General features: G+C 58.4%; 23 protein-coding genes and 1 pseudogene. 7 read left to right on the top strand and 17 right to left on the bottom strand.

Annotation, left to right across the window (positions count from 1 at the left end):
* Positions 1–21 precede the first annotated feature (21 nt).
* From AMK00_RS26680 to AMK00_RS26670, 3 genes are read right to left on the bottom strand one after another with little or no spacing between them, the layout of a single operon-like run.
* Positions 22–798, bottom strand: coding sequence for an SDR family oxidoreductase (locus AMK00_RS26680; protein WP_064812262.1), 777 nt, complete (start codon positions 796–798; stop codon positions 22–24).
* Positions 799–822: 24 nt separating this feature from the next.
* Positions 823–1,686: a MurR/RpiR family transcriptional regulator gene (locus tag AMK00_RS26675; protein ID WP_012490677.1), complete on the bottom strand. Its 864-nt coding sequence runs from the start codon at positions 1,684–1,686 to the stop codon at positions 823–825.
* Between the two features lie 22 nt (positions 1,687–1,708).
* Positions 1,709–2,098 (bottom strand): RidA family protein, encoded by a 390-nt coding sequence (locus AMK00_RS26670; RefSeq protein WP_012490676.1) that lies wholly within the window; start codon positions 2,096–2,098, stop codon positions 1,709–1,711.
* 111 nt (positions 2,099–2,209) lie between these two features.
* On the opposite strand from AMK00_RS26670, the gene AMK00_RS26665 reads away from it, so the two are divergent.
* From AMK00_RS26665 to AMK00_RS26655, 3 genes are read left to right on the top strand one after another with little or no spacing between them, the layout of a single operon-like run.
* Positions 2,210–2,692, top strand: coding sequence for a hypothetical protein (locus AMK00_RS26665; RefSeq protein WP_064812261.1), 483 nt, complete (start codon positions 2,210–2,212; stop codon positions 2,690–2,692).
* A gap of 30 nt (positions 2,693–2,722) precedes the next feature.
* Complete coding sequence (locus tag AMK00_RS26660; protein WP_064812260.1) at positions 2,723–4,198, top strand: M81 family metallopeptidase; 1,476 nt, start codon at positions 2,723–2,725, stop codon at positions 4,196–4,198.
* Positions 4,199–5,299 (top strand): D-TA family PLP-dependent enzyme, encoded by a 1,101-nt coding sequence (locus AMK00_RS26655; RefSeq protein WP_064812259.1) that lies wholly within the window; start codon positions 4,199–4,201, stop codon positions 5,297–5,299.
* On the opposite strand, the gene AMK00_RS26650 is transcribed toward AMK00_RS26655, so the two are convergent.
* From AMK00_RS26650 to AMK00_RS26610, 9 genes are all read right to left on the bottom strand, one after another.
* Complete coding sequence (locus tag AMK00_RS26650) at positions 5,239–6,729, bottom strand: DUF3732 domain-containing protein (protein WP_189637646.1); 1,491 nt, start codon at positions 6,727–6,729, stop codon at positions 5,239–5,241. The genes AMK00_RS26655 and AMK00_RS26650 overlap by 61 nt on opposite strands.
* On the bottom strand, positions 6,726–7,178 hold the full coding sequence (locus AMK00_RS26645) for a three component ABC system middle component (protein ID WP_064812258.1): 453 nt from the start codon (positions 7,176–7,178) through the stop codon (positions 6,726–6,728). The genes AMK00_RS26650 and AMK00_RS26645 overlap by 4 nt, the downstream gene beginning before the upstream one ends.
* Positions 7,175–8,389 (bottom strand): hypothetical protein, encoded by a 1,215-nt coding sequence (locus tag AMK00_RS26640; RefSeq protein ID WP_123876256.1) that lies wholly within the window; start codon positions 8,387–8,389, stop codon positions 7,175–7,177. The genes AMK00_RS26645 and AMK00_RS26640 overlap by 4 nt, the downstream gene beginning before the upstream one ends.
* Positions 8,390–8,852: 463 nt before the next feature.
* Positions 8,853–9,392 (bottom strand): hypothetical protein, encoded by a 540-nt coding sequence (locus tag AMK00_RS26635; RefSeq protein ID WP_064812256.1) that lies wholly within the window; start codon positions 9,390–9,392, stop codon positions 8,853–8,855.
* 96 nt (positions 9,393–9,488) lie between these two features.
* Positions 9,489–10,622 (bottom strand): ABC transporter ATP-binding protein, encoded by a 1,134-nt coding sequence (locus AMK00_RS26630; RefSeq protein WP_064812255.1) that lies wholly within the window; start codon positions 10,620–10,622, stop codon positions 9,489–9,491.
* Between the two features lie 92 nt (positions 10,623–10,714).
* Positions 10,715–11,920: an ABC transporter substrate-binding protein gene (locus AMK00_RS26625; protein WP_016736721.1), complete on the bottom strand. Its 1,206-nt coding sequence runs from the start codon at positions 11,918–11,920 to the stop codon at positions 10,715–10,717.
* 73 nt (positions 11,921–11,993) lie between these two features.
* On the bottom strand, positions 11,994–12,851 hold the full coding sequence (locus AMK00_RS26620; protein ID WP_004672438.1) for a carbohydrate ABC transporter permease: 858 nt from the start codon (positions 12,849–12,851) through the stop codon (positions 11,994–11,996).
* Positions 12,848–13,732, bottom strand: a complete 885-nt coding sequence (locus AMK00_RS26615) for a carbohydrate ABC transporter permease (RefSeq protein ID WP_064812254.1) — start codon at positions 13,730–13,732, stop codon at positions 12,848–12,850. The genes AMK00_RS26620 and AMK00_RS26615 overlap by 4 nt, the downstream gene beginning before the upstream one ends.
* A 13-nt stretch (positions 13,733–13,745) precedes the next feature.
* Positions 13,746–14,903: a Gfo/Idh/MocA family protein gene (locus AMK00_RS26610; protein WP_004672435.1), complete on the bottom strand. Its 1,158-nt coding sequence runs from the start codon at positions 14,901–14,903 to the stop codon at positions 13,746–13,748.
* A 329-nt stretch (positions 14,904–15,232) separates the two neighbouring features.
* Here AMK00_RS26610 and yghX point away from each other — a divergent pair, with 329 nt between their 5' ends.
* Entirely contained in the window at positions 15,233–16,120 is an 888-nt protein-coding gene (gene yghX / locus AMK00_RS26605; RefSeq protein ID WP_012490663.1) for a YghX family hydrolase, read from the top strand.
* Between the two features lie 59 nt (positions 16,121–16,179).
* Here the strand turns inward: yghX and AMK00_RS26600 are convergent, their stop codons facing one another.
* Positions 16,180–16,620: a DMT family transporter gene (locus tag AMK00_RS26600; RefSeq protein WP_064812253.1), complete on the bottom strand. Its 441-nt coding sequence runs from the start codon at positions 16,618–16,620 to the stop codon at positions 16,180–16,182.
* Entirely contained in the window at positions 16,617–17,102 is a 486-nt protein-coding gene (locus AMK00_RS26595; protein ID WP_064812329.1) for a DMT family transporter, read from the bottom strand. Before AMK00_RS26595 ends, AMK00_RS26600 begins: the two co-directional genes overlap by 4 nt.
* Positions 17,103–17,253: 151 nt before the next feature.
* Between AMK00_RS26595 and AMK00_RS33325 the strand changes: the two are divergent.
* Together AMK00_RS33325 and AMK00_RS26585 are read left to right on the top strand one after the other, a co-directional pair.
* Positions 17,254–17,511 (top strand): annotated as a pseudogene (locus tag AMK00_RS33325) (pirin family protein); the annotation flags it as partial.
* 250 nt (positions 17,512–17,761) lie between these two features.
* On the top strand, positions 17,762–17,986 hold the full coding sequence (locus tag AMK00_RS26585) for a hypothetical protein (protein ID WP_010058730.1): 225 nt from the start codon (positions 17,762–17,764) through the stop codon (positions 17,984–17,986).
* Positions 17,987–18,359: 373 nt separating this feature from the next.
* Here AMK00_RS26585 and AMK00_RS26580 read toward each other — a convergent pair whose 3' ends face one another.
* From AMK00_RS26580 to AMK00_RS26570, 3 genes are all read right to left on the bottom strand, one after another.
* Positions 18,360–20,354, bottom strand: coding sequence for a glycosyltransferase (locus tag AMK00_RS26580; RefSeq protein WP_064812251.1), 1,995 nt, complete (start codon positions 20,352–20,354; stop codon positions 18,360–18,362).
* Positions 20,336–21,568 (bottom strand): HlyD family secretion protein, encoded by a 1,233-nt coding sequence (locus AMK00_RS26575; RefSeq protein WP_064808673.1) that lies wholly within the window; start codon positions 21,566–21,568, stop codon positions 20,336–20,338. The genes AMK00_RS26580 and AMK00_RS26575 overlap by 19 nt, the downstream gene beginning before the upstream one ends.
* Before the next feature lie 414 nt (positions 21,569–21,982).
* The gene (locus AMK00_RS26570; RefSeq protein WP_064808671.1) at positions 21,983–22,183 is read right to left on the bottom strand and encodes a hypothetical protein; all 201 of its coding nucleotides are present in this window, start codon (positions 22,181–22,183) and stop codon (positions 21,983–21,985) included.
* Between the two features lie 476 nt (positions 22,184–22,659).
* Between AMK00_RS26570 and AMK00_RS26565 the strand changes: the two genes are divergently transcribed.
* Positions 22,660–23,802, top strand: a complete 1,143-nt coding sequence (locus tag AMK00_RS26565; RefSeq protein ID WP_064812250.1) for a helix-turn-helix domain-containing protein — start codon at positions 22,660–22,662, stop codon at positions 23,800–23,802.
* Positions 23,803–23,909: the final 107 nt, after the last annotated feature.

Here is a 23,909-nt window from a genome sequence, read left to right as displayed (position 1 = left end):
CTCGAAGATCGGAGCGGCTGATCAATAATGCTCTGACTGGGAGAAAGTTCGCGCCAGTTCGGCCTGGCCTGCCGTCAGCCCGCAATCGACCGGCAGGCAGACCCCTGATATGGCGGCTGCGAGCGGACCGGCCAGGAAGCCCACGGCATTGGCGACATCGCGGGGATCGACGACACGTTGCAGCGGATACCACCGGCGCGCCTCCTCGAACACGTTGGGATTGGCGGCGGCGCGCGCCTCCCAGGCCTGCGTTTTCACCGTGCCGGGCGCGACGGCATTCGAGCGGATGCCGAACTTGCCGTATTCCACCGCGACCAGCCGGGTGAAATGCAGCAGGCCGGCCTTGGCGGCGCTATAGGCCGGGTGCCCGAAGACCTGCATGCCGTTGACCGAGGCGATATTGACGACAGAGCCTTTGGACGCCTTCAGCATCGGCTCGAAGGCGCGGAAACACAGGAAGGCAGCCTCGAGATTCAGCGCATTGTCCGCCCGCCAGATCTCCGGCGTCGTGTCGTGCAGGCTGGTCGCCCGCGCCGCACCGGCATTGTTGACCAGGGTCCGCACCACGCCGAAATCGGCGGCGCGTTTTGCCAGTTCCGATATGCTCGTCTCGCTGGTCACATCGCAGCCGACGGCGACGAAACGGTCGGCCGGCCCGAGTTTTGCAGCGACGGCGGCCGCCGCCGCGGCATCGATATCGGCGAGCAGCACGACGTCGTGATCTTCGGCAAGACGTGCGGCGATCGCCGCGCCGATATCGCCCGCTGCCCCCGTGACGATGGCTGCCGATTGGGTCATTTTCCCACACTCCCGCTCATGGATTCAGTCTCCAAGCAATTGCCGGTCGTCGCCGTCGCGGTGGATGACGAGCTGCTGCTTGATGCGCCGAAGCGTGGTCGTCGCCTTCGGCTGAACGGCGTAAGCGACCAGGCTCGAGAGAATATCGACCGTCGCGATATAGGCGATGCGCGTCGAGGTCGGACGATAGATATTGTTGCCTTCGGGCAGGTCGATCGGCACGACGATTTCGGCGGCCTTGGCGACGGGGCTGTCCGTCTGGGTCAGCGCGATCGTCTTCACCTTGTTCTGGCGGGCAAGCTCGAAGGCGCGCACCAGCTCCAGATTGCGGCCGGAGAAGGACGAGCCGATCAGCACGTCGCCCGGCCGGGCCGCGGCCGCCATCATCAGCTGCATGCTGTGATCGGAACTGGCGGTGATGCGCAGCCCGAGACGGAAGAGGCGGTTCTGCAGCTCGTCGGCGATCATCGACGAATTGCCGCCCGAGCCGAAGGCATAGATCATCTCGGCCTTGGCGATATGAGCAACGGCCGCTTCGATCGCCGCAAGATCGAGCGAGCGGTGCAGCAGAAACAGCGCGTTCTGCGCCTTGGTGATAATATCCTGGGCGACATCGGCCGGTTCGGTGCTTTTCGATTCCGGCTTCAGATAACGCACGCCGATATGGGCGGTGCGGGCGAGCTGCACCTTGAAATCGGAAAAACTCTCGCAGCCGAGCCGCCGGCAAAAGCGGGTGACGGTCGGCGGCGAAACCTCGGCGCGTTCGGCGAGCTCGATGATCGAGGCATTCACCGCGAACTCGAAATCATTGACGATGATCTCCGCGATGCGGTTCTCCGAAGGAGAAAGCCGGCTCTTATCTTCCTGCAATGTCGAAAAGATATCCAAACTGACTCCCACCGATTTTTCCCTACGCGTCCTTCTTCTTATAAGCCACGCAGTCGATCTCAACCTTGCAATCGACCATCATCGACGATTGCACACAGGCGCGTGCCGGCGGATGCTCGCCGAAATACTCCTGGTAGATCTTGTTGAAGGTCCAGAAGTCGCGCGGATCGTCGAGCCAGACGCCGACGCGCACGACATGCTCGACGCCGTAGCCGGCCTCCTTAAGAATCTCCAGCACATTGGCGATCGTCTTGTGGGTCTGGGCGATGATGTTGCCGTCGATGATTTCGCCGTCTTCCATCGCAACCTGGCCGGAAACATAGAGCCAGCCATCGGCTTCGACCGCACGCGCGAATGGCAGCGTCTTGCCGCCGGCGCCCGTTTGAACCGTGCCATAGCGCTTGATGGGCATGCTGAAGTCCTTGCAAATTATTTTCTTGATACGTTGACAAATGACCATAGAAAGCAGAATTTGACCAGTGAAAAACGTGATTTATGAAAAGAATTTCAATCCGGGGCACACATGCGCGATCCTTTTCAGAACCCTTTTCCCTCGGACAGCGCCCGGCAGGCGATCTGGGAAATGCTCGTTTCGCGCGATATCGACGCTTTTCTCGCCGCCGACTGGTCGATGGTGGAAGATGACTTCGTCGAAGAGGGCTTCATCGGCATCGATGGCCGCAAGGAGGTGAACCCCGACAAGTGGCGGCTCGCCTTTCCCTCGCTCGCCGCCTATCGCGAGGAGTGGCTGCGGCAGGCGAGAGATTTCGCCGGGCAGGGCTTCGCAGAAGATCCGCGCACGGCGATCTTCACCACGACGACGCTCGAAGACATCGAGATCGAAGGCGACACGGCGCTGGTCCGCAAGAAATTCGATGGCGGCATCACCAAGGCCGACGGCACCCGCGATGTCCTGCAATGGCAGACGCTCTATTATTGCAGGCGGCACCAGGGACGCTGGAAGATCTCAGGTTTCACCGGCTACCTGCCGAACCCGATGGGGTGATGCGGGGCCTGCAACACGAAGGCCACTTTCTTGCGCATATTCACGGCAGCACTGGCGACCGAGACCAACACCTTCTCCCCGATCTGCGTCGATCGTCGCGCATTCGAAGCCTCGCTTTATGCGCCGCCCGGCCAGCATCCTGATACACCGACGCTCTGCACCGCGCCGATCACCGTCGGCCGGCGCGTCACCAGAGAAAAGGGCTGGGAGCTGATCGAGGGCACCGCCACCTGGGCCGATCCGGCGGGCCTCGTCAACCGGACGACCTATGAGGAGCTGCGCGACGAAATCCTTGGCCAGCTCAAGGCAGCCATGCCTGTCGATGCCGTCGTCATGGGCCTGCACGGCGCCATGGTGGCAGCCGGTTATGAAGACACGGAAGGCGATCTTCTCTCCCGCATGCGCGAGATCGTCGGCCCCGATGTCCTCATCTGCGCCGAACTCGATCCGCACAGCCATCTCACCGCAAAGCGTGTCGCCGCGCTGGATTTCGCCGTCTATTTCAAGGAATTTCCGCACACCGATTTCGTCGACCGCGCCGAGGATCTCTGGCGCATCGCCGTCGATACGCTGGAAGGCCGGGCCACGCCCGTCATGTCGGTGTTCGATTGCCGGATGATCGACGTCTTCCCGACCTCGCGCGAGCCGATGCGCTCCTTCGTCGACAAGATCATGCGGATCGAGAAGGATGACCCCGAGATCCTGTCGATCTCGGTGATCCACGGCTTCATGGTCGGCGACGTTCCCGAAATGGGAACGAAGCTGCTCGTCGTCACCGACAACAAGCCGGAGAAGGGTGCGGCTCTGGCGCGCGACCTCGGCCTCGAACTCTTTTCCAAACGCGGCACCTTCATGGTGCCGCAGATCGACGAAAAGGAAGCGGTTTCCCGCGCCATGGCCGCCACCGCATGGCCCGTCGTCATCGCCGATGTCTGGGACAATCCGGGCGGCGGCACGGCGGGCGACGCGACGGTTATCCTCGCGGAGCTGATCGCCCGCGGCGTCAGGAGTGCTGCGATCGGCACCATCTGGGATCCGATGGCGGTGCAGATCTGTTTTGCGGCAGGCGAGGGGGCTGAGATCCCGCTGCGCTTCGGCGCCAAATCGGCGCCCGGCACCGGCAATCCAATCGACGGCACGGTCAAGGTCGTCAGGCTGGTGAGGAATGCCGAGATGCAATTCGGCGAGAGCCTGGCACCGTTCGGCGATGCCGCCCATATCGTGCTCGACGGCATCGACATCATCCTCAATTCGACGCGCGCCCAGAGCTTCGACCCGAGCCTGTTTTCGGTGATGGGCATCGATCCCGAGAAGCAGAAGATCCTGGTGATCAAATCCACCAATCATTTCTTCGCCTCCTTTTCGAAGATTGCCGCGGAAATCCTTTACTGCTCCGCCGGAACGCCCTATCCCAATAATCCGGCGACGACGCCGTACCGGCGGGCGCCGAAGACGATATGGCCGATCGTGGCCGATCCACATGGGTTAAAACGCGGAGCCGCCTGAATGCCTGATCGCAGCTTTGCCGTCGTCGCCAAATCAGGAGACCGGATCGCCGATCTCTCGACGCCGCGCCCCGTGATCGACGAAGACCGGCTGGCCGCCAACATCGCCCGCGTTCAATCCTATATGGATCAGCACAGGCTGAACTTCCGCCCGCATATCAAGACGCACAAGATCCCGGCGCTTGCCGTCGCCCAGGTCGCCGCCGGCGCAAAGGGCATCAACTGCCAGAAGGTGACGGAAGCGGAAGTCTTCGCCGAAGCCGGCTTCAACGACATCCTCATCACCTTCAACATCCTCGGACAGCAGAAGCTCGAGCGCCTCGCCAGGCTGAACGAGCGCATTTCTGATCTCAAGGTCGTCGCCGACAGCGAACAGACGGTCGACGGGCTGGCAGCGCATTTTTCCGGCCACAAGCCGCTGACCGTGCTGGTCGAATGCGACACCGGCGGCGGCCGCTGCGGCGTGCAGACGCCGGATGAGGCGGCCTCGCTCGCCAGGCGCATCAACGCTGCCGACGGCCTCACCTTCGGCGGCATCGTCACCTATCCGAAGCCGCAAGCGGCCGCCGCCGTCGAAGCCTTCATCGCCGAGACGCTGCAACGCCTGCAATCCGACGGCATCGCCTGCCCGATCGTCAGCAATGGCGGAACGCCGAGCCTGTTCGAGGCGCATCTCGTCAAATCCGCCACCGAACACCGCGCCGGCACCTATATCTACAACGACCGCCAGATGGTGCGCATGGGCCATTGCAGCGAGAACGATTGCGCCATGCACGTGCTCGCCACCGTCGTCTCCCGCCCGACCGCCGACCGCGCCGTCATCGACGCCGGCTCGAAGGCACTGACCTCGGACCTGCAGGGCTTCAGCGATTACGGCCTGATCGTCGGCTATCCCCAGGCGCGGATCACCAGCCTTTCGGAGGAACACGGCGTGATCGATCTCGCAAACTGCACCGGCCCCCGCCCACAGATCGGCGAAAAGCTCTTCATCATCCCGAACCACACCTGCGTGGTGTCCAACCTCTTCGATACGATGGTGTTTCATCGAGGCGGCATCGTCACCCGCGTCGAGAAAGTCACGGCCCGCGGCCTCGTCTGGTAGGGGGCGGTTCCGGTTGGTGGCGAAATGGGCCTGATCACCGAAGGCCGCGGGTATCGGTGGATTGCGCGCGATCTAGGTATCGGCTCCTGCTTAGCCAATGTGCTTTTTTCCTCGTTCTGATCTACGATCCGTTGCAGGTCGGCGATGGAATCGTCTAAGTCATCTTGCGATGTCTGAATGATCCCCTCTTCGCTTTGGCCGTAGACCTCAAGTTTTGTTTCAAGGCGACCGAGGTAGCGATAGTAATCGCTTGGGCTGTATCGGATCGACTGCGTTGTCTCGATCGAAGACAATTCCCTTCTGAGTTCTCGGATTTTCTCGTCGTTCCGTATGTAAATATCTTTGACTTCGTTCAAGAATGGAAAGCTCTTGCGGCTGCGCAATGAAGATTTGATGTCGGAAAGCTCGCGCTGCAGCCTAGCAATGACTTCATTGGCGAGTTGAGATGGGAATATGTCTTCAACTTGAGAATTGAAGGCGTTCACAGGCTTAAGCGAGTCCTCGGTGTCTCTCAAAGCACTGGTGTAAGCAGGCCTGCCATCGATGAATGCTTGCAACTGGCGATTCTTCGCAACCAGACTGAAGATTTCACGCTCGATCCTCTCGGCTTCACGTTTGTGGCCAACTGGATTCGCCGGTGTTTGAACCAATTCTCGGAGGACAGTGAAACTTTCTTCATAAGTTTCAGGAATTCGCTCGATCACGCCCAGCGAATAAGCCTCTTTAGAAAGAGACTGCACCTCTTCGGAAAATGCATTTGCAGATTTTAGGTAAGACTCATTTTTTCTCGTCTGAACGGCTTTCTTGCGCTCCAATTCGGCGAGTCGATTCCTTGAAAGCGCGGTGTCAACATTCTCTGCTCCGATGGCCATTCTGAACGTTCGTTCGATGGCTTCCTGGTAGCGCCCATCAGTCGGCCGAATGTAGAGGTGATCTGGCGCAACTATCGTGTTTTGATCCTGGTAGCAGTACGCGAGGAAATTTCGGAAGGAAACCTTTGATCCTGCCTGAATATATTGGCCACCGTACGGTACCCTTAACTCGGTATCGATGCCAAACGCACCGCTGAGAACTTTTTTGAGGTTATCAATCCTCACATTTAGTACGGGCTGAAGCGGAACGACACCATTCTCGCTGAAATACGCTTGATCTGTGGTTCCATTGCTTTCAGAGGGGCGTGCTATGACTAGCTCTTTGCGATCAACTGAAAATTTGACGCCATACCAATCGACTTTAGAGTCAATATTGGTCTTCGATATGCCAGTCGTCTCACTTGCTAGCAAACAATAATCTATAATGAAAAGAACTGACGACTTACCCTTGCCGGCATCTCCGGTAATTACATTTACGCGATTTTCCAAAAAATCAAGAGACCTTTTGATGCCGTTCTTCTGCCAAAGTACAACACTTAAAATCTGAATATTGCTCACAACTCGATCCTGAATGTCTGATAGAGATCAACGCAGTTTTCGCTGAGTATTATTCCAAGCTTGGGGCCAGACGCCAAGATGTCTGATGCAATACTGCCAATATCGGACTGATCCTGAAGAAATATTTTCGTTTTAAGTACTAGGGAATCGTTTTCTAGTGTCGCCATGCCCAACTCCTGACTGAGAAGTATGGTGTTCAAGGAAGTGATGGTCAGGTCCTCGTATCTCGCACGAACGGTAATAAACGCGGTTGGATTGGAAAATAGAAGATCCTTGCTGCTCAACACGACGCTGTTTTTTCTTTTCAGGACCGAACGAACGGCCTTATCAAAAAGCAAGGGTAAAACCAGCATTGTTTTGGCGAGAGATAAGCGGCATTCCTTTGAATGTTCCAGCGCGGTTTGGATGGCAACCGTCCCGATCAATTCGTTTTGGGACAAGCGATTCATTTTTTAAACTTACTCTTCCAATTCTTACGCCATCCGATGCGAGGAAGATTGGAGAGCTTGATGTATTTACCGCAGCTCAAATTGCTGGGGAGCTCCACATTTCCGGACTTCAAGGGTTTGCGCATGGTTTGGTCATAGCAACTCTGCGCTGCCTGGCGATGTTCCGCCTCATCATCTTCTTTTGTACTTCTATGAGAATGGTTATGTAGAAGTTGCCAGTCGGAAACTGCAGTATTCTCAAGCCTTGAATTTTCGCTGGAGCTAAATGAGCCAGCAATCCGAAGATTCTCCATAAACTGCTCCGCCAGCATCATTTCGACACCGCGATCAACAACTTCTTCGTCGCTAATTCCAATATCTTTCAGTTGGTCATGGAAATTACTGCCACTAAAAGAGAGCGTGTCCGGCCGTACGTAGCTGTAGTAGATATCTACAAACCGATCAAAATCGGCAGGTTCGGATCGAGCGGATCTGACAATCCGGTCAAACCCCATCTCGGTCCGAAAATCGTCAAAGGTGATAATGACTTTCTCGCCTTTGATAATCTTTGAGAATTTCGACTCCTTAAAGGCGCCGATCACATGTTTTCTGGTCTCGTCTAAGCGTGACGTGGGGATCGAGAGCTGGCGTAGCGCGGAAGTGATCCTTGCGATAACGGAGGAGTTATCAGAATAAAATTCAAATCGCTCGAAGATGAATTTGAGCTTTTCATCACTCGTCTGTGAGATCGATTTCACATATTTCGCAATCGGATTTGGTGAAGCACCAGGTTTCTTTTTTAATTCTTCCTCGGAAATTTCTCGATCCGTGTCTCTTATATGATCAATAATTGCTTGAACGTTCTGACGCGCAGCTTTCAGCATGCGAATGAACGCCTGGTTGTTGAGATTTTTGTTGGTGTACAGTTGAAAACTGAGTGTCTGGTGCGCCGGCAGGCCTGGGACAAGCTTCACCCAGTTGTAGATGGTCTTCCAAAGATCAATGTCTCGGTCAGTGATATTCCCCTCGTTGACAGAGTGCTTGACCTGCATGAGAAGTAGATCTTTGATAGACCCATCGTCTGCGGCGGTTGCAATGTGGATGTCGTCGTGAAGCTCGAGTCCCAATGTTTGTCCGGGTCTGAGCTCGATTAGCTTCTCAGTGTAGACAAAATCCTGATATTCAAAACCAAGTGATGTTTTGTCCGCTGCGATCTTGTCTGAATGGCTCATGCCGTTTTCATTCGACTGCATAAATCCTGTTTGTTATTCTGAAGGAAACTGTCCTGATTTGGTTTTTCGATCTCAACAAAAAGTTGTGAGATCTGTCAACACTGAAGACGGAAGAAAACTGGGAATACATCCGAACAGGTCTTGCGCGCCCTGCCTCAGCGCAGTTGCAAGCCTAAGCAGCGCCATGAGTTGTTTAGCAGCTTTCAGGACATCACGATGGCGGCTTCAAACGTCTGAAATGGGCGCGCATGGCAGTCGCCTAGGTCACCTGCGGCGCAGGTCGGCTCGGAGCCCTTCACAGATGGTCATCGACGTCGCCTTCACCTATGCTCCAAGTCCCAAGGCAGCGTCAGTATAGAGAATGGTGCACCTGTGGGCACAAATCGCTCGCAAAACAACGGCCGATTCATCCACACGCCGCCATCCTGGACTTGCGACCGTCAATTTTACGATGCCACGTCCGCTACTTCTTGCGCCAGGAGTTGATTTCTTTAGCGAGTTGCGGATCGTGTCGTAGTTCGTCAACCGCATCTTTGCTGATAACGGCCTTCGACCGTCTTAAAGGTCCAATCAACAAGAGGCGGCTTTCTCCATTGGTGGTATCTTTCGCCAATCCAATAAGTTGGGGGAGCGTCTCTTCAGTTACTGATCCGGAAAGCGCGCAAGCTAACGCGTCCTTAAAACCCAGCACGAATTCCGTCTCTTCGTTGGGGAAAACAGGGCCCTTGCCGTGTTTGGCGTTGCGGTATTGCTGAACAAGGAAATCCCAGTATTTGCTGGCCGCAGGAACCGCCAGAGCTCTGGCGATCCCGCTGCGCGTTCGATCAGAATAAGGCAATTGCAAATGCTTCATTAATATCGACACCAGATGCGGATACCCACTTCTGCTGTTAACTAGGTCCCAGATCGAGGTGATGTTCGCGCCTGCCTCGCGTAAATCGTTGACAATGGGCTTTTCTTCTTCAAGCAGTCGAGCGTCGCGAATAGCCCAAATATCGCTCATACTATCCTCCTAGATCGAAGGGCACGTCTATTTTAACGAGCCATTCGCCCCCGGACCCGCCGCCTGACTCGCAAACCGCGCAAACTGAGCCAATCGTCAAGCCGCCGTCGGATTGATCACGTTCATATCGATTTCCGTCAGCTCCACGCGCCGCTCGAAAGCAATACCCGCCTCGTCGAAGAGATGGCAATCGGCGGCATTGATGCCAGTGGCAACCGGCGTGTCGGGGCGGATGCCGACGCTGCCGGGGAGCATGGCGCAGAAATTCTCGGCCTCGCCGTTGAGCGAGGCATAGGCGACCGTATTGGCGCCGAGGCGTTCGATGACGGTTGGAGTGACGGTAAAGACGATGTCGCCGCCGTTGAGCTGGATATGCTCCGGGCGGATGCCGAGCGTCAGGGTTTTGCCTGATATGCCGTCGCGCGGCGTCACCGGCAGAAGGGCGGTCTGGCCGAGATAATCGACTTCGACGCCGGCGGCGCCGACGCTCTTGCAGGTGACGGGGAGAAAATTCATTTTCGGGTTGCCGATGAAGCCGGCGACGAATTTGTTGGCGGGCTTGTGGTAAAGCTCCAGCGGCGCGCCGGTCTGGGAGATATTGCCGGCGTCGAGCACGACGATGCGATCGGCCATGGTCATGGCCTCGACCTGGTCGTGCGTCACATAGATCATCGTCGCCTTCAGCTGCCGGTGCAGCTTGGCAAGCTCGATGCGCATATCGGCGCGCAGCGCCGCGTCGAGGTTGGACAGCGGCTCGTCGAACAGGAAGATCTTCGGTTCGCGCACGATGGCGCGGCCGATGGCGACACGCTGGCGCTGGCCGCCGGAAAGCATGCCGGGCTTCTGCTGCAGCCGCTGGTCGAGATGCAGGATGCGCGCGGCGTTTTCCACCTTCGCCTTGAGCCTTGACTCTTCCATCTTTTCGACGCGAAGCGGGAAGGCGATGTTCTCGAATACAGTCATGTGCGGATAGAGCGCGTAGGACTGGAACACCATGGCGATGCCGCGCTTGACCGGCGGCAGGTCATTGACCCTGACGCCGTTGATGACGATATCTCCCGCCGTCGTCGCGTCGAGGCCGGCGATCATCCGCAACAGCGTGGACTTGCCGCAGCCGGACGGCCCGACGAAGACGACGAATTCGCCGTTCTTCACCTCGAGCTGCACGCCCTTCAGAACTTCGTAGTCGCCGTAGAATTTCTGAACGTTGTTGAGAAGGAGCTGTCCCAAAAATCTGTCTCCGCCGGCGGTCTTCGTCGCACATTCGATAGAGGGAGGGGCCGCGGCTTAGGCCGCGACCCCAGGGAGAGCCTCAAAAGGGCTTATTTGAAGGCTTCGATTTCGCCGGCAGCCTTCTTCAGCGCGGCTTCCGGTTCGGCCTTGCCTGTGACAACCGACTGGATCATCTCGATCATCGAGTTCTGGAAGCCCTTATAGTCGGTGAAGAGCGGCTCGGGACCACCATAGCTGATGCCCTCGATGAGCGGCTTCCAGGAGGGGTCCTTGGCGACGAACTCGTCGACCTTCTTCGAGGGGCGGAGGGGCGTGAGGCCGGCGCCGCCCTGCAGCTCATATTCCGCCTGCACATCCGGCGAGGTGATGAACTTGGCGAATTCGGTCGCCTTGTCCTCGACGCCCGAGCCCTTGAAGATCGCCAGGCTGTCGGTGATCAGAAGCGTGCCGGGGCCCTTGGCATCGGGGCCGAGCGGCAGCGTCGTGATGCCCCAGCTGATCTTCGTCTCCTTCAGGCGGGAGGCCGCACCCGATCCGGCCTGGATCATGGCGACCTTGCCGTCGAGGAAGATGGCGCGGACTTCGTTCTGCTCATAGGCCGTCGGGCCTTCTTCGGAGTAGGGCACGATATCCTTGTAGGCCTTCAGCGCGGCGAGAATCTGCGGGCTGTCGAGGGTGATCTTGCCATCCGCATCGATCACGCTGCCATTGTTGGTGTAAACCCAATGCATGAACTGGTGCATCGTGTTGTCGAAGGTCTTGGCGGAGAGACCGAAGCCCGGAATGCCGGTCTTTTCCTTGATGGTCTTTGCCATCTCGATTTCTTCGGCCCAGGTCTTCGGCGGCTTCTCGGGATCGAGGCCCGCCTGCTTGAAGAGATCCTTGTTCCAATAGAGCGCCTTGGTGGAGAAGGCGATCGGAACGCCCCATTGCGTGCCCTCGAAGGTCACCGTGTCGACGATGTGGGGATAGTAAGCCTTCTTTTCCTCATCCGTCATCGGCACCTTGACGATGAGATCGTTCTGGGCGAACTCCTTCAGCGTGCGCGAGCCGACATAGGCCATGGCCACCGGCGTGCCGGCAGCGGCGAGCGTCGTTGCCTTGTCCTGGCACTGCGCCCAGCCGACGACTTCAGGCGTGACCTTCCAGCCCGCGTTCTTTTCTTCCCACTGCTTGATGTATTTGGTGTGGACCGGGTCGATCGTGTCGCCGCAATAGATCCAGCTGATTTCCTTGTCGGCTGCATGGGCAGTGACTGCGGTCAGTGCCGTCGAACCGAGCAAGGCGAGCGCCATAAGGCCTGTCTTGATTGTTATGCTCACGTCGTGACTCCCGTTTGGTTGTTAGCTGTTCACTCGTTTTTTAGTCTTATTGTTTCACCGCACCGGCGGTCAGCCCGCCGACGAGGTAACGCTGAAGGAAGAAGATGACGACCATCGCCGGCGCAATGCCGACGAAGGAAGCCGCCATCAGTTCGTTCCAGATGACCTCCTGCTTGCCGAAGTAAGCAAAGAGCCCCACCGGCAAGGGCATGTATTCACTCTTCGAGTTGAAGGTCAGCGCGAAGATGAATTGCTGGGCGTAAGCGCCGATGAAGGTGGTGATGGCGACGACGATAATTCCCGGCATCGCAATGGGCAGGATGACGCGGCGAAGCGTGTAGAAGTGGCTGGCGCCATCCATGAAGGCGGCTTCGTTGAGCTCCTGGGGAATGCGGATCATATAGGTGCGCAGCAGCCAGATCGCCGACGGGATCAGGAAAGCGACACCCGGCACGATCATGGCGAGATAGGTGTTGAGCACACCCATGCTGCGCATCAGCCGGAAGAGCGGGATCAGAAGCACGGCGCCGGAGAACATGTTCACCGTCAGGAAGGCGCCGAGCAGGATGCCCATGCCCTTGAATTCGAACTTGGCGAAGGCGTAAGCCGCCGGAATGACGAGGCAGAGCACGATCAGCGTGACGATGATCGAAATGAAGAAGGAGTTGAAGATATAACGTCCGAAGCCCGGCACGCTGATCCACATCGTCCGGTAGGCTTCGAACGAGCCGTTCTCCGGCCAGAAGCGGTAGGGCGAGGAGAAGAGCTGGGCGAGCGGCTTCAGCGACACCAGGAAGCCCTCGACGAAGGGCGCCAGCACGAAGAACAGGAACACCGCGATGCCGCAATAGATCAGGATGATCTCCCACCAGCGGTAACGGTCGATCATGGCAGCACTGCTCATGCGCGCTTCTCCGGGTTGAGGCGGCGGGTGACGCGGAAATAGGCGAAGCAGAAGAGCGACAGGAAGATGCAGATCAAGACGGCGCGCGCCGCACCCTCGCCATATTTCTTCGAGCCGATCGCCGTCTGGTAGGTATCGATGATCATCGTCGTCGTCTCGCCGCTCGGGCCGCCCTGCGTCAGGATCCAGATAATGTCGAACGAGTTGAAGGTGGCGATCAAGGACAACATCGACATGGTGATGATGGCCGGCACCATCAGCGGCAGGGTGATGCGGCGGAAGCGGTACCAGCGGCCGGCGCCGTCGGTCCAGGCGGCCTCGTAAAGATCCTTCGGGATCGACTGGATCGCCGCCAGGAAATAGATCGTCACCAGCGGCACGCCGATCCAGACATCGGTGACGATGGTCGCCCAGAAGGCGGTGCTGCCATAGGCGAGAAAGGCGACCGGGCCGTCGACGAGGCCGAAACGCTGCAACAGGCCCGAGATCATCCCGAACTGGCCATTATACATCCAGCCCCACATGAAGATGCCGATCGCCATCGGCACGATCCAGGGCGGCATGGTCAAGAGCCGGAACAGCGAACGGCCGGGCACGGCGGCGTTCAGCATGCAGGCGCCGAAGGTGCCGATCACCATTTTCAGGGCGACCGAGAAGAAGGTCCAGATGAAGGTGCGCAGGATGACCTCGGCAAAGGTGGCGTTGAAGATCTTCTCGTAATTGATCCAGCCGACCCAATTGGTGGTCTTCTTCAGCGACGCGTCGGTGAAGGAGAGAATGAACGTATCGACGAGGGGATAGGCGACGATGGCAAGAACATAGAGGACAGCCGGAAGAAGAAGGATCCAGGCGAAGATGAAGGCGCTTCTTTGAACACTCATCTTGCCGCCGTCCTCAAGCCGCTCTTGCGTGAAGGGCCTCGTCGAAGCGGTCCCAGATGGGACGCAGGTCGACGACGGTTTTCTTCATCCTCGCTTCGTCCATGGCGAGCGCCAGGATGCCTGCCTCGAGCGCATTCAGGGTGGAAACCGGCAGTTCGAGCCCGGTGCGCACGCTTTCCAAGAGGTCGCTCGCCATCTGTTCATCGGCGCCGTAATGCTGGGAGAGTTCGGTGGCGGCATATTTGTTTTCCACCACCTTGTTGCCGGTCAGCTGTTCATGCACGTCGAGATAGCCGCGAACGAAATCGCCTTCGGCCATGCCGCGCGAGCCCATGATGGCGAAACGCCGGAACTGGTCGGGCACGTTCAGATTGGTGTGGAAGTTCATGCCGACGCCGTTTTCATATTCGACGATCGCCACCTGGTAATCGATGATATCGGCATCGCTGTCGAACACCTTGTCCGATCCCATCCAGCCGCTCGGCTTGCGATGGAAAAGCTCGAGGTCGTTGATCCCTTCGCGCGCCGGGTCGTTGGCCGGAATGAAGCTCTTGCGGCCGCCGAAACTTGCGACCCGCTCCGGCCGCGCGCCGACGACACCATTATAAAGGTCGAGGTCGTGGCAGCATTTTTCCAGCATGAAGCTGCCGGAATAACGCTCATAGCGGCGCCAGTCGCGCATGAAGAAGGCGCCGTGATAGGGCTCGATATGTTCGGATGCCTCAATCGATACGATCTGGCCGAGTTTGCCCTCGGCCTGGATGGCGCGCAGATCCTTGTAGAGCGGGGAGTAACGCAGCACCAGGCCGACCATCAGCCGCTCATGACCGAACTTCGCCATCAGATGGGCAAGCTCGATGCTTTCGGCGATCGTCGTGACGATCGGCTTTTCGCAGAAGACCTTGAGCCCGGCCTGCAGCCCGAGCCTGATATGGCCGAGATGCATGTGATTGGGAGAGCCGATCATCAGCAGATCGAGCTTTTCGGAGGCGAGCAGCTCTTCCGGCGAGCCATAGGCCTTGCCGGCCGAAATGCCCTTTTCCGTCAAACCGGGAAGGCCGGCGGGATCGGGATCCACATAGCCGACGATATCGAAGCTGCTATCGATCGCCTTGAAGACGTAACCGAGGTAGCCGAGCCGGAATCCGAGCCCGATGATGCCCACTTTCATGCCGATCAAGTTCCCGATTTAAGTAATTTATTTTCTTTAAGTTGGGACAAAAATCGGAAGGCGTCAATAGAAAACGGGCCGCAAGACGCGGGCATGAAATTAATTTTCATAATCCGATAGTCGGCTGGCGAATAAGCGCTGCAACCGGCGGCATCAGGACTTGCCCGAGCGAAAGCGCGCCCCGTGGAGGCTGGAATCTCGCAGGCGAACGCGTGGCTGCAGACCGCTTTTGCGCCGGCAAGCTCACGCGAAACTCGCGAAAGATTGAAAAAAGCGCCGCGCTTACCTGTGTAGGATGCAGCGAGAACCCGAGGCCAGGAGGAGCCATCATGACCCGCATGACCGCCAAGGATTTCCCACAGGAGCTGCTCGAACTCTACGATTATTACGCGCATGGAAGGATCACCAAGCGCGAGTTTCTCGACCGGGCGGCCAAATTCGCCGTCGGCGGCGTCACCGCGGCCGCCATTCTGGCGTCGCTGAGCCCGAATTATGCGCTGGCGACTCAGGTCGAGGCAACCGATCCTGACATCTCAGCCGAATACATCACCTATCCCTCGCCGAAAGGAAACGGCGATGTCCGCGGCTATCTCGTCCGCCCCAAAAACGCCACCGGCAAGGTCGCCGCCGTCGTCGTCGTGCATGAGAACAGGGGACTGAACCCCTATATCGAGGATGTGGCGCGGCGCGTGGCGAAGGCCGGCTTCATTGCGCTGGCGCCCGACGGCCTCACCTCGGTCGGCGGCTACCCCGGCAATGACGAAAAGGGACGCGAGCTGCAGCAGAAGGTCGATCCGGAAAAGCTGATGAACGACTTCTTCGCGGCGGTCGAATATTTGATGAAGAGCGACCTCACCACCGGCAAGGTCGGCATCGTCGGCTTCTGCTATGGCGGCGGTGTCGCCAATGCCGCGGCGGTCGCCTATCCCGAACTGGCCGCCGCCGTGCCGTTCTACGGCCGGCAGCCGCGCGCCGAGGACGTGCCGAAGATCAAGGCGCCGCTGCTTCTCCACTATGCCGGGCTGGACAAGGGCGTCAACGAAGGCTGGCCGGCCTATGAAGCGGCGTTGAAATCGGCGGGCAAAACCTATGAGGCCTACATCTACCCCGACGTCAATCACGGCTTCCACAATGATACGACGCCACGCTACGACGAGGCGGCCGCCAAGCTCGCCTGGCAGCGAACGGTCGACTGGTTTACCAAATACCTTGCTTGAGAATGCGACGACCAGTCGGCGGGAGCGATCCCCGCCGACTGGCTCATTTTCGCGTCCGGCTATTGCGAACGCTTGCCCGCGCGCCGTCCCCGGCTGACCATCATTCCGCCGATGATGAGGGCAATTCCGCCGGCGTTCGCCCAGAACGAAGCCGGCACGGCGCTGAGATAATCAAACGCCACGCCCGTGACCATCTGCCCGCCGATGATCAGCAGAGCCGAGTTGACAGCGCCGATCCGCGCAATCGCCCAACTGCCGGCGGCCACGAAGACAACGCCGAGCGGACCGCCGAGATAGGCATACCAGGGCGTCTCGGCGGCACCCGCCGGAAGCAGGCCGCCGACGAAGACACCGAGGCCGGTGAGGGCGGCAAAGCCGACGGCGTGGTTCCAGAAGGATGCGATCAGCGGCGTCGTCGAGACGCTCAGCCGGCCATTGAGCTGGCGGCTGAGGCCGACGAGCACGCCGCCGAGGCAAGCAAGCAGAATGAAGAGCATCATGCCGCACCTCGCCCGAACAGGATGATCAGCGCCGCTCCCGCAACGACCAGGCCGAGTGCAACGATGTCGCGGCTATCGGGATGCCGTTTCTGCAGGCCGAACAGTCCCCAGCTGTCGGCGGCGACGCTGAAGACGACCTGGCCGGCCAGCCCCAGAGCCAAAGTGCCGGAGAGCCCGAGCGGCGAGTTGACCGTCGTCGAGGTCAGCATGACCGTCGCCGCGCCGGAGAGCCCGCCGAGATAGGCCCAGAGAGGCGCGCGCAAGCCCTGTTCCGGCTTTGGCCTGCGCCGCCGGTGGACCAGCAGGAGAAGAATGATGGCTGCGACCATGCCGGTGCCGTGCGCCGTCCAGGACGAAAACAGCGGGCTCCCATAGCGTGCCAGCTCGCCGTTCAGATGCACCATGAAGGTCAGGAGCCCGCCCGTGGCAAAAGCGCCGGCAAAATAGATCGGATGCGGATTTCGTGCGGCGTCGATGGTCATTGGAGATCCCGTCAGCGAATCGGTTGCGGCGGATGTTTTCAGATCGCCACTAAGGCCATTCATCGGCATCGTCAGCAAGACGATTGCCACCAGCCAGTTGGCCCCCGCGGCGCACGGGTTCGATTGATGGCAGCAGGCGTTCTCACGCATCTTCTACGTCTTCAGCGGCGCCGTTGTCGCCGACGGACAGACCTTTACCGAAGGCGAGCAGGGCCTGCATCAATCCGATGACAGGCTCGAAGCGGAGGCGAAGAGCGCAAGCATCCTGGTCGCCTTTCTGCTCGACCCGAACGCACCGATTGCCAGGGAGTGGACCGTCGGCAACCACCGGAAGATACCGGCGGCCATCGTCATTCGCGCACTTCTGAAATGGCGGAGGTTTCGCCAGATATGGCGGCGTTCTTCATAGCTGCGGCCTTGTTCAATGATTACCGCAAGTCGCTTCCGCTTTCGCCAATTGTGCGGTAGCCTGTAGTTTCGTTCACATCGAGCGAAGATTTTCGCTGCGACACAGAGGCGCCGCGGGCGGACGAAGTTGCGACCGTCCAGAGTTTCGCAACAGTTTCCGTCAGCCATGGTACGGCTAAAAATGAGATGTGAGCGGAACAAGCATGCCTGCAATTGGGTTTCGAACCTTAGCGTTCAAAAGGAGGAGCATTATGCCTACGGTTGCTGCGACACCCATCACGCCGCCCGACCAGCACGTTGTCACCGCACGCGAGGCCATTGAGCCGCTGTATGAGAAGCTCGAACTGCAAACGGAATCCCTGGTCCTGTCAGCAGCGCTGGAGGCCGGATGGTCCCCTGATGAGGCAACGAAGGCACTGGCTGCGCTCAGGCTGCAGGACGCGCTTTCCACTCTGGACGAACAGTCTGGCCAGTAAGTTCGTCAGGAGTGGCGGCTCCGTCATGGCGACAGATCTACCTTTCTCTGCTTCTGAGGTCCCACACGCCAGGTGGGATGCGTGAGTGCTTTGCGCCGTGACCGCGGCACCGGCCTTCGGAGCGATCCTTCAATAATCATTATCCCAGGCAAGTATCGCGGGCGCCGTTCTTATCCCTTCAAGGCCGGGCGCGCCCGAATGTCGCGATAGCCCCGCAGAATGTTCCCTGTGCGGACGTGGCGGGCGATGAGGGAACTTTCCAGAATGGCAGCTTGGCGAATGGCTGCGGCCGAACGGGGCCGGAAAACAGACACATTCTCAGCCGGCGGCTGATGCATGCGCGAAGACGCCACGCAGGCCCTCATGAGCCGGACTACAACGTGCGCGTTCGTCCGAATGACCGCAGCAACAGATTGAGAGAGACGGCAACCTTGTCGATGTCGCGAATGTCCCGCGAATATTGGCCGGTGTAGAGTTTGACAATCATGCTGTCGCGAGCAGAGCCGCTGAGCTCGAAATAAAGGTGCAGGTAATAGGCCTGCTTATCGCCGCCGCGACTGATGCTGCTTCGTCGTTGGGTGACCTGTCCGAGCTCCGCTTTGATCGGGTCGAAGCCGGCGATTTTCAGCATCACCGATTTGGATTGAAATCTGGCCATGTTGTGGACGGCAACGACCGCCTTGTCCAGTGCCAGACTGACGATCCGGCCGGGGACATCGTCGACGACAGCGGGCTCATCGAGCTTGAACGCATGAAACAGGCGCCGGGGTTTCTCGAAGCAGATGAGCGACGCGATGAGCAGGACGACGATATTGATCCCTGACCACCAGGCTGCGACCGGCGAAAACTGGCCTTGCACATGCGACGTTTCCGGCACGACGTTGAGCAGCAGACCGAAGACGGTGATCGAGATCATGCCTGCGATCCAGGCGAAGCTGTAGCGGTCGAACTGGTTCGCCTCGTTGCCACTGCCCTTCGGCGTCACCCTGAACGGCTTGCCAAACGGTCTCACCAGGCTGGAGACCACTGTCGGCAGCATGCGGAATGTCGCAAAGGTCCCGACGGCGCTGGAAACAACAGGCAGATAACGCGTCGGCGTGATCCACAGCATCAGCAGGAAATACGCCGCCAGCAGCGGCACCTGATGCGAGACATAATCGGCTACGTCGGTGAAATAGAGCGGGAGCAGGCCGAACCAGAGATAGACGATGGGGACGAGCAAGATCATGAAGCGGACCAGATACTGCACCAGCCATGATGCCGGCAGGAACATGATCCTCTGAAAGAGCGTCAAGCCGGGGCCGCGCAGCGGGCCATTATAAAGGTAGAGGGTTTGAATACCGCCCTGGCACCACCGTTCGCGCTGCACAAAATAACCGGTCAGGTTTTCGGCGGCCAGTCCCATCGACAGCCGCTCGTTCAGGTAGCGCGTCTTGTAGCCCTTGTTGAGCATCGACAGAGTGGTCAGCAGGTCCTCCGTGATCGACTCCGTCGGAAACCCGCCGATTGCGTCGACGGCCTTGCGGCGGGCAATCGAGCATGAGCCGCAGCAGAAGCTGACGTCCCAGGCATCTCGGCTGGGCGCGATCTCGTCGAAGAACAAGCGCTGCTCGTCCGGCCAGATGTTTTCCAGCCCGAGGTTTGATTGCACCGGATCGACATTGAAGAAATGTTGAGGCGTCTGGACGATACCGATGCTGTCATCGGAAAAGAAGGGCAGCGTCCGGCGAAGAAAATGCCGATAAGGAACAAAATCGGCGTCGAAGATCGCAATAAAATCGCCCGAGCTGACCTTCAGCCCATTGTTCATATTGCCCGCTTTGGCATGGCTGTTGTCGCCGCGCGTGACGTGGATGACGTTCTTTTCTTCGCAATAGGCCCTCAGCCAGTCGCGGCGTTGATCGTCAAGCACATACACCCTCAATTTGTCGGCAGGATAATCCAGCGAACGGGCGCCGATGATGGTTCGCTCGAGCACGTCGAGCGGCTCGTTATAGGTGGGAATGAAAACATCGACGGTCGGCAGCTCCCGCTTGTCGCGCGCGAAGAAAACCCGACCGAGCCTGTCCGCCTCTGCGCTCCGGTCGACATGGCGGCTCATCAATATCAGAAAAAGCATGACTTCGAAGCAGGCCAAAACTTCGACGGCAAAGAGGATCCAGACCCAGTAGAAACTCGGACCGTCGCTGGGATAGGGAAGCACTGTCTCCGTCAAGCGCCAGAACATGTAGCGCAGTGCGAGTGCTGCGACGAACGCGCAGGTCACCGCCCGTGTCCAGCTGTGATGGCGCGACCAATTGAACGGCCCCAGGAAAAAGAACGCCAAAACGACTAGGGTCGGAGCCAGCGCTACAAGATACTGAACCACAGGCTTTTCACCCAGTTGGATAGGTTGATGCCGTGTTTGGAAAACCGGACCTGCACTGTGCGTCCGACCTGGCAGGAGTTCGCAAAGTCATTATTCATGAAGGATGGATCGAGGCGAACCCGAATGCGGGCATTGCGTTGCGTCGACGGCGGCAAGCTGGCGGCAAAGGAATCGGCCTCGACCGAAGCCGAATTGCCTCTGACGGAAATGACCGTGCCCTTGAAGACATCGCTGCGGCCGAACAAGCGCACCTGCGCAACAAGTCCCGGGTAGATCTCGTCGTAATTGACCTCGGGAACAAGGATATCCACGAACAGCTCTCGACAGTCGAGGAGGCGCATCAGCTCGTCATTCAGCACGACGTTCGAACCGTTGACGATACTCCTGGTCCAGACAACGCCGTCGAATGGCGCTAATGCGGTTGCGGATTCAAGGCTGTTGACGCGGTCTGCCTCTTTGACCAGCTGCTTTTGAACTTCGGTGGCGCGTGTCTCATTTTCCGCTATGCGCGAGTTCAAGTCGTTGATGCGAACGACGACCTCGTCCTCGCGCTGGCGCGAATAGGGCACGTCATTTTGCCCATCGCCGAAGACAAAGATACCTTGGCGGACCGCATTGAGCCTCTGCTCCAATTGATCAACAGTCAGGTTGCTGATTTCGACCTCGCCGCCGGTCGCAGCTCCGGCGGCACGCGCGGCCTCGACCAGCTTCTGCGTCAGAATGCCTTTAGACTCGAGCTGCACCCGCCTGCTCAGGTCGACCTGCGCGACCAGATCCTGAGCTTGCGACACTTCGACTTTTTTCCTGAGGATTTCGACTTCGCGTTCGAGATTGGCAATGGTGGTCTGCTTGTAGACTTCCAATCTGGCAGACAATTCCTCGCGAAGTGCGGAGAGTTCCTCTCGTTCCTTTTTAAGGGCGGCGACGCGGTCGAGCGCCGTGTTGCGATCTGCCTCGAGCGAAGCGAGGATTGCGCGATTGACACGCGTATTTCTGATTTCCGCGAGGGCTTGTCCCGCTTTGACCGCGCTGCCGGCCTTGAGTGGTTCTTTGGCAATCGTCCCATCGATCGGGGCATTAACGACGGCAAACCGCGCGTTGACCGTGCCATCAAGGCTGGTAAAGCCGGTAATCGTCGGCAATGAGACGACCGCCACGAGCGTCAGGAGCAACAGGCCGACAACGATGCGCGTGATGCGATGGTTCCAGATCATGTTGCCATCCGAAGGTATCGCTTTGCAGCCATCGGCCCCTGCCGGGGACAAACGGATGCAACTCATTCTTGCATAATTTAGCGCATTATAATTTGTAGGCAAGTGATGGTCGTAACGCCGCGACAGAAACAGTTCGGCTCTGTAGAAAATGCCGCCGAAACGGCCCTGACACCGTATCGGCGCGGCCCGGGAAAAGGGTCAAAGCCCTCACCGGCCCGGCGACTGACTGGATGGGTGGTTGGGGTGCTGGGAAACTGCGCCGCCTCACGTGCTGCCAGAGACAGAAACAGCACAATTCCACGCGATTTTTCTAATGCGCATCGCATGCAATTTGATTCATGCGATGCGCATTAGTTGTTTGTCTTTTGCACGTCGTTATCCCGGGACCGTCGCACACTTCCAGGGCGACAGGCATTAATGGGGTCGAAGCCGTTTGGTGGCAATCAGCATGACGAGATCTTCGGAGGCATCTGCGAGCTCCAACGCCAATTCCGCAGCCGACCATCCGCGTTTCTGCAAACTGACGAGCATTTCCACCATCGCAACTTCGACCTCTCGTCTGCAGTTCGAAATCGGCTTCAATTCGATTTGTTTCTCTTCACATGCTGTGGTCATCTTAGCCTCCGTTCTGCCTTCGCAAGGGCAGCGTTGCAAAAATTCGCCAATGGGTGGTATGGTTGGGGTTGCGCGCAGGCCGCGGGTCATTACGCATTGACACAGATGACCTCGGCTGCGCGCAACCCTTCGCGCGCTCTTATTGGCCGATGTCCGGCCTCACGAGCGTCTTCTGGTCTCTGACGGTGTTCGCGCAAAGCGCGCACGAATATTGCTCTGATAGTTCACGACTATCCTCCTCTGCTTTTATTTGTTTTGATTAGTGTCGTTTCACGTTGAGAGTGCTCTAAAACTACATCGCACCCGGCAAGTGAGAATTTTGGAATTTCCGAACGTCCTTCGGATAACCATTGCCTATTTAGATATAGGAACATGGCGCAATTGTCGTTATCGCCGCATCCTGGAAATTATCGGTCCGTCCATTTCTGCTCGCCAGGGAATATGATAAGTAACTTATGCACGCGCTGGAGGAGTGGATGGCTACGGAGTCTGGAGATAAGCCCGCTGCGGGACAGGAATGGCCGGCCCACCTGGAGCGGCGGCGCTGGCCGCGCGAGCCGTCCCCGCAGAAAGAACATCGGGTGGATGTTGCTCCGGCGCTGGTGCCCTTGCGATTTTCGACGCACGACCTGCCACCGAATGAACAGTTCCAGTCCTGGCGATCACACATGGCGCCGCTTGTCGATGTTCATCTGCCGGACGGAAAATCAGAGGACGACGGTTTTCTCGCGGAACAGACGGCCTGGCAGCTTGGCGATATTCTCATCGTCCAGCAGCGCACGCAGTCCTGCAGCTATATCCGCGATCAGGCCATGCTGCGCTCGAGCCCGATCGATCACTGGAACGTCGGCATACTGCGCAGCGGCCGGGCCTGGACCGAGGCCAATCGGCAGGTAACGGAGACCGGCCCGGGTGAGATATTTTTCAGGTCTCTTGGTTATCCGTACCGCGGGCGGATGACCGATTCCGTCGCCGTGCTCGTCTTCTTGCCCTATGAACTGTTGAGCCGTGACGCGCCTCTCCTGCAGAACGCCAACAATATCGTCCTCTCCGGCAGCCTGGCTGAATTGCTCGTCAGCTATATCAATGGCCTGGAAGCCAATCTCGGCAATCTGACGGTGGAGGAGGTGCCGCGGATCATCCAGACGATCGGCGATATGGTCGTTGCATGCGCTGCATCGTCCACAAGTTCGGATCGGGGCCGGGAACAGACCAATATGGGGCTGATGGAGCGGGCGCATCGCTATATTCACCTCAATCTTCATTCAGACAGCTTGACGCCTGACGTCATGTGCCGTGCGCTGGGCATCTCGCGCACGCGGCTCTACCAATTGTTCGAAACGAGCGGTGGCGTCTTCAATTACATTCGCAAACGTCGATTGCTGCAGGCCTATGCGGATCTGACCAACCCGACCGACACCAGGCCGATCGCGGAGATTGCCGAGGCCGCCGGCTTCGACGTTGCGGCCAATTTCACGCGCGCGTTCAGCCATGAATTCGGGCTCAGCCCGCGTGAAGTGCGAAAGACCGTAGCAACTGAGCGCCCGGCCGTCCCTGCAACACGGCCCACGCGACGTTCTGGGGCAACGATCGGCGATTGGCTAACCCTCGCACGTTGATTTGGGAACGCGCTAAAAGTAATTGATATTGCTGCGTATTTTCAAAACGATTATGCAGCAGCGTTTGCTTGCGCTTTCAAGTTCCATAACACATAATACGCCGGATT

It is taken from the genome of Rhizobium sp. N621, assembly GCF_001664325.1.
In the GTDB taxonomy this organism is placed as follows: Bacteria; Pseudomonadota; Alphaproteobacteria; order Rhizobiales; family Rhizobiaceae; genus Rhizobium; species Rhizobium esperanzae.
This window is presented reverse-complemented; position numbering and strand designations above follow the sequence as displayed.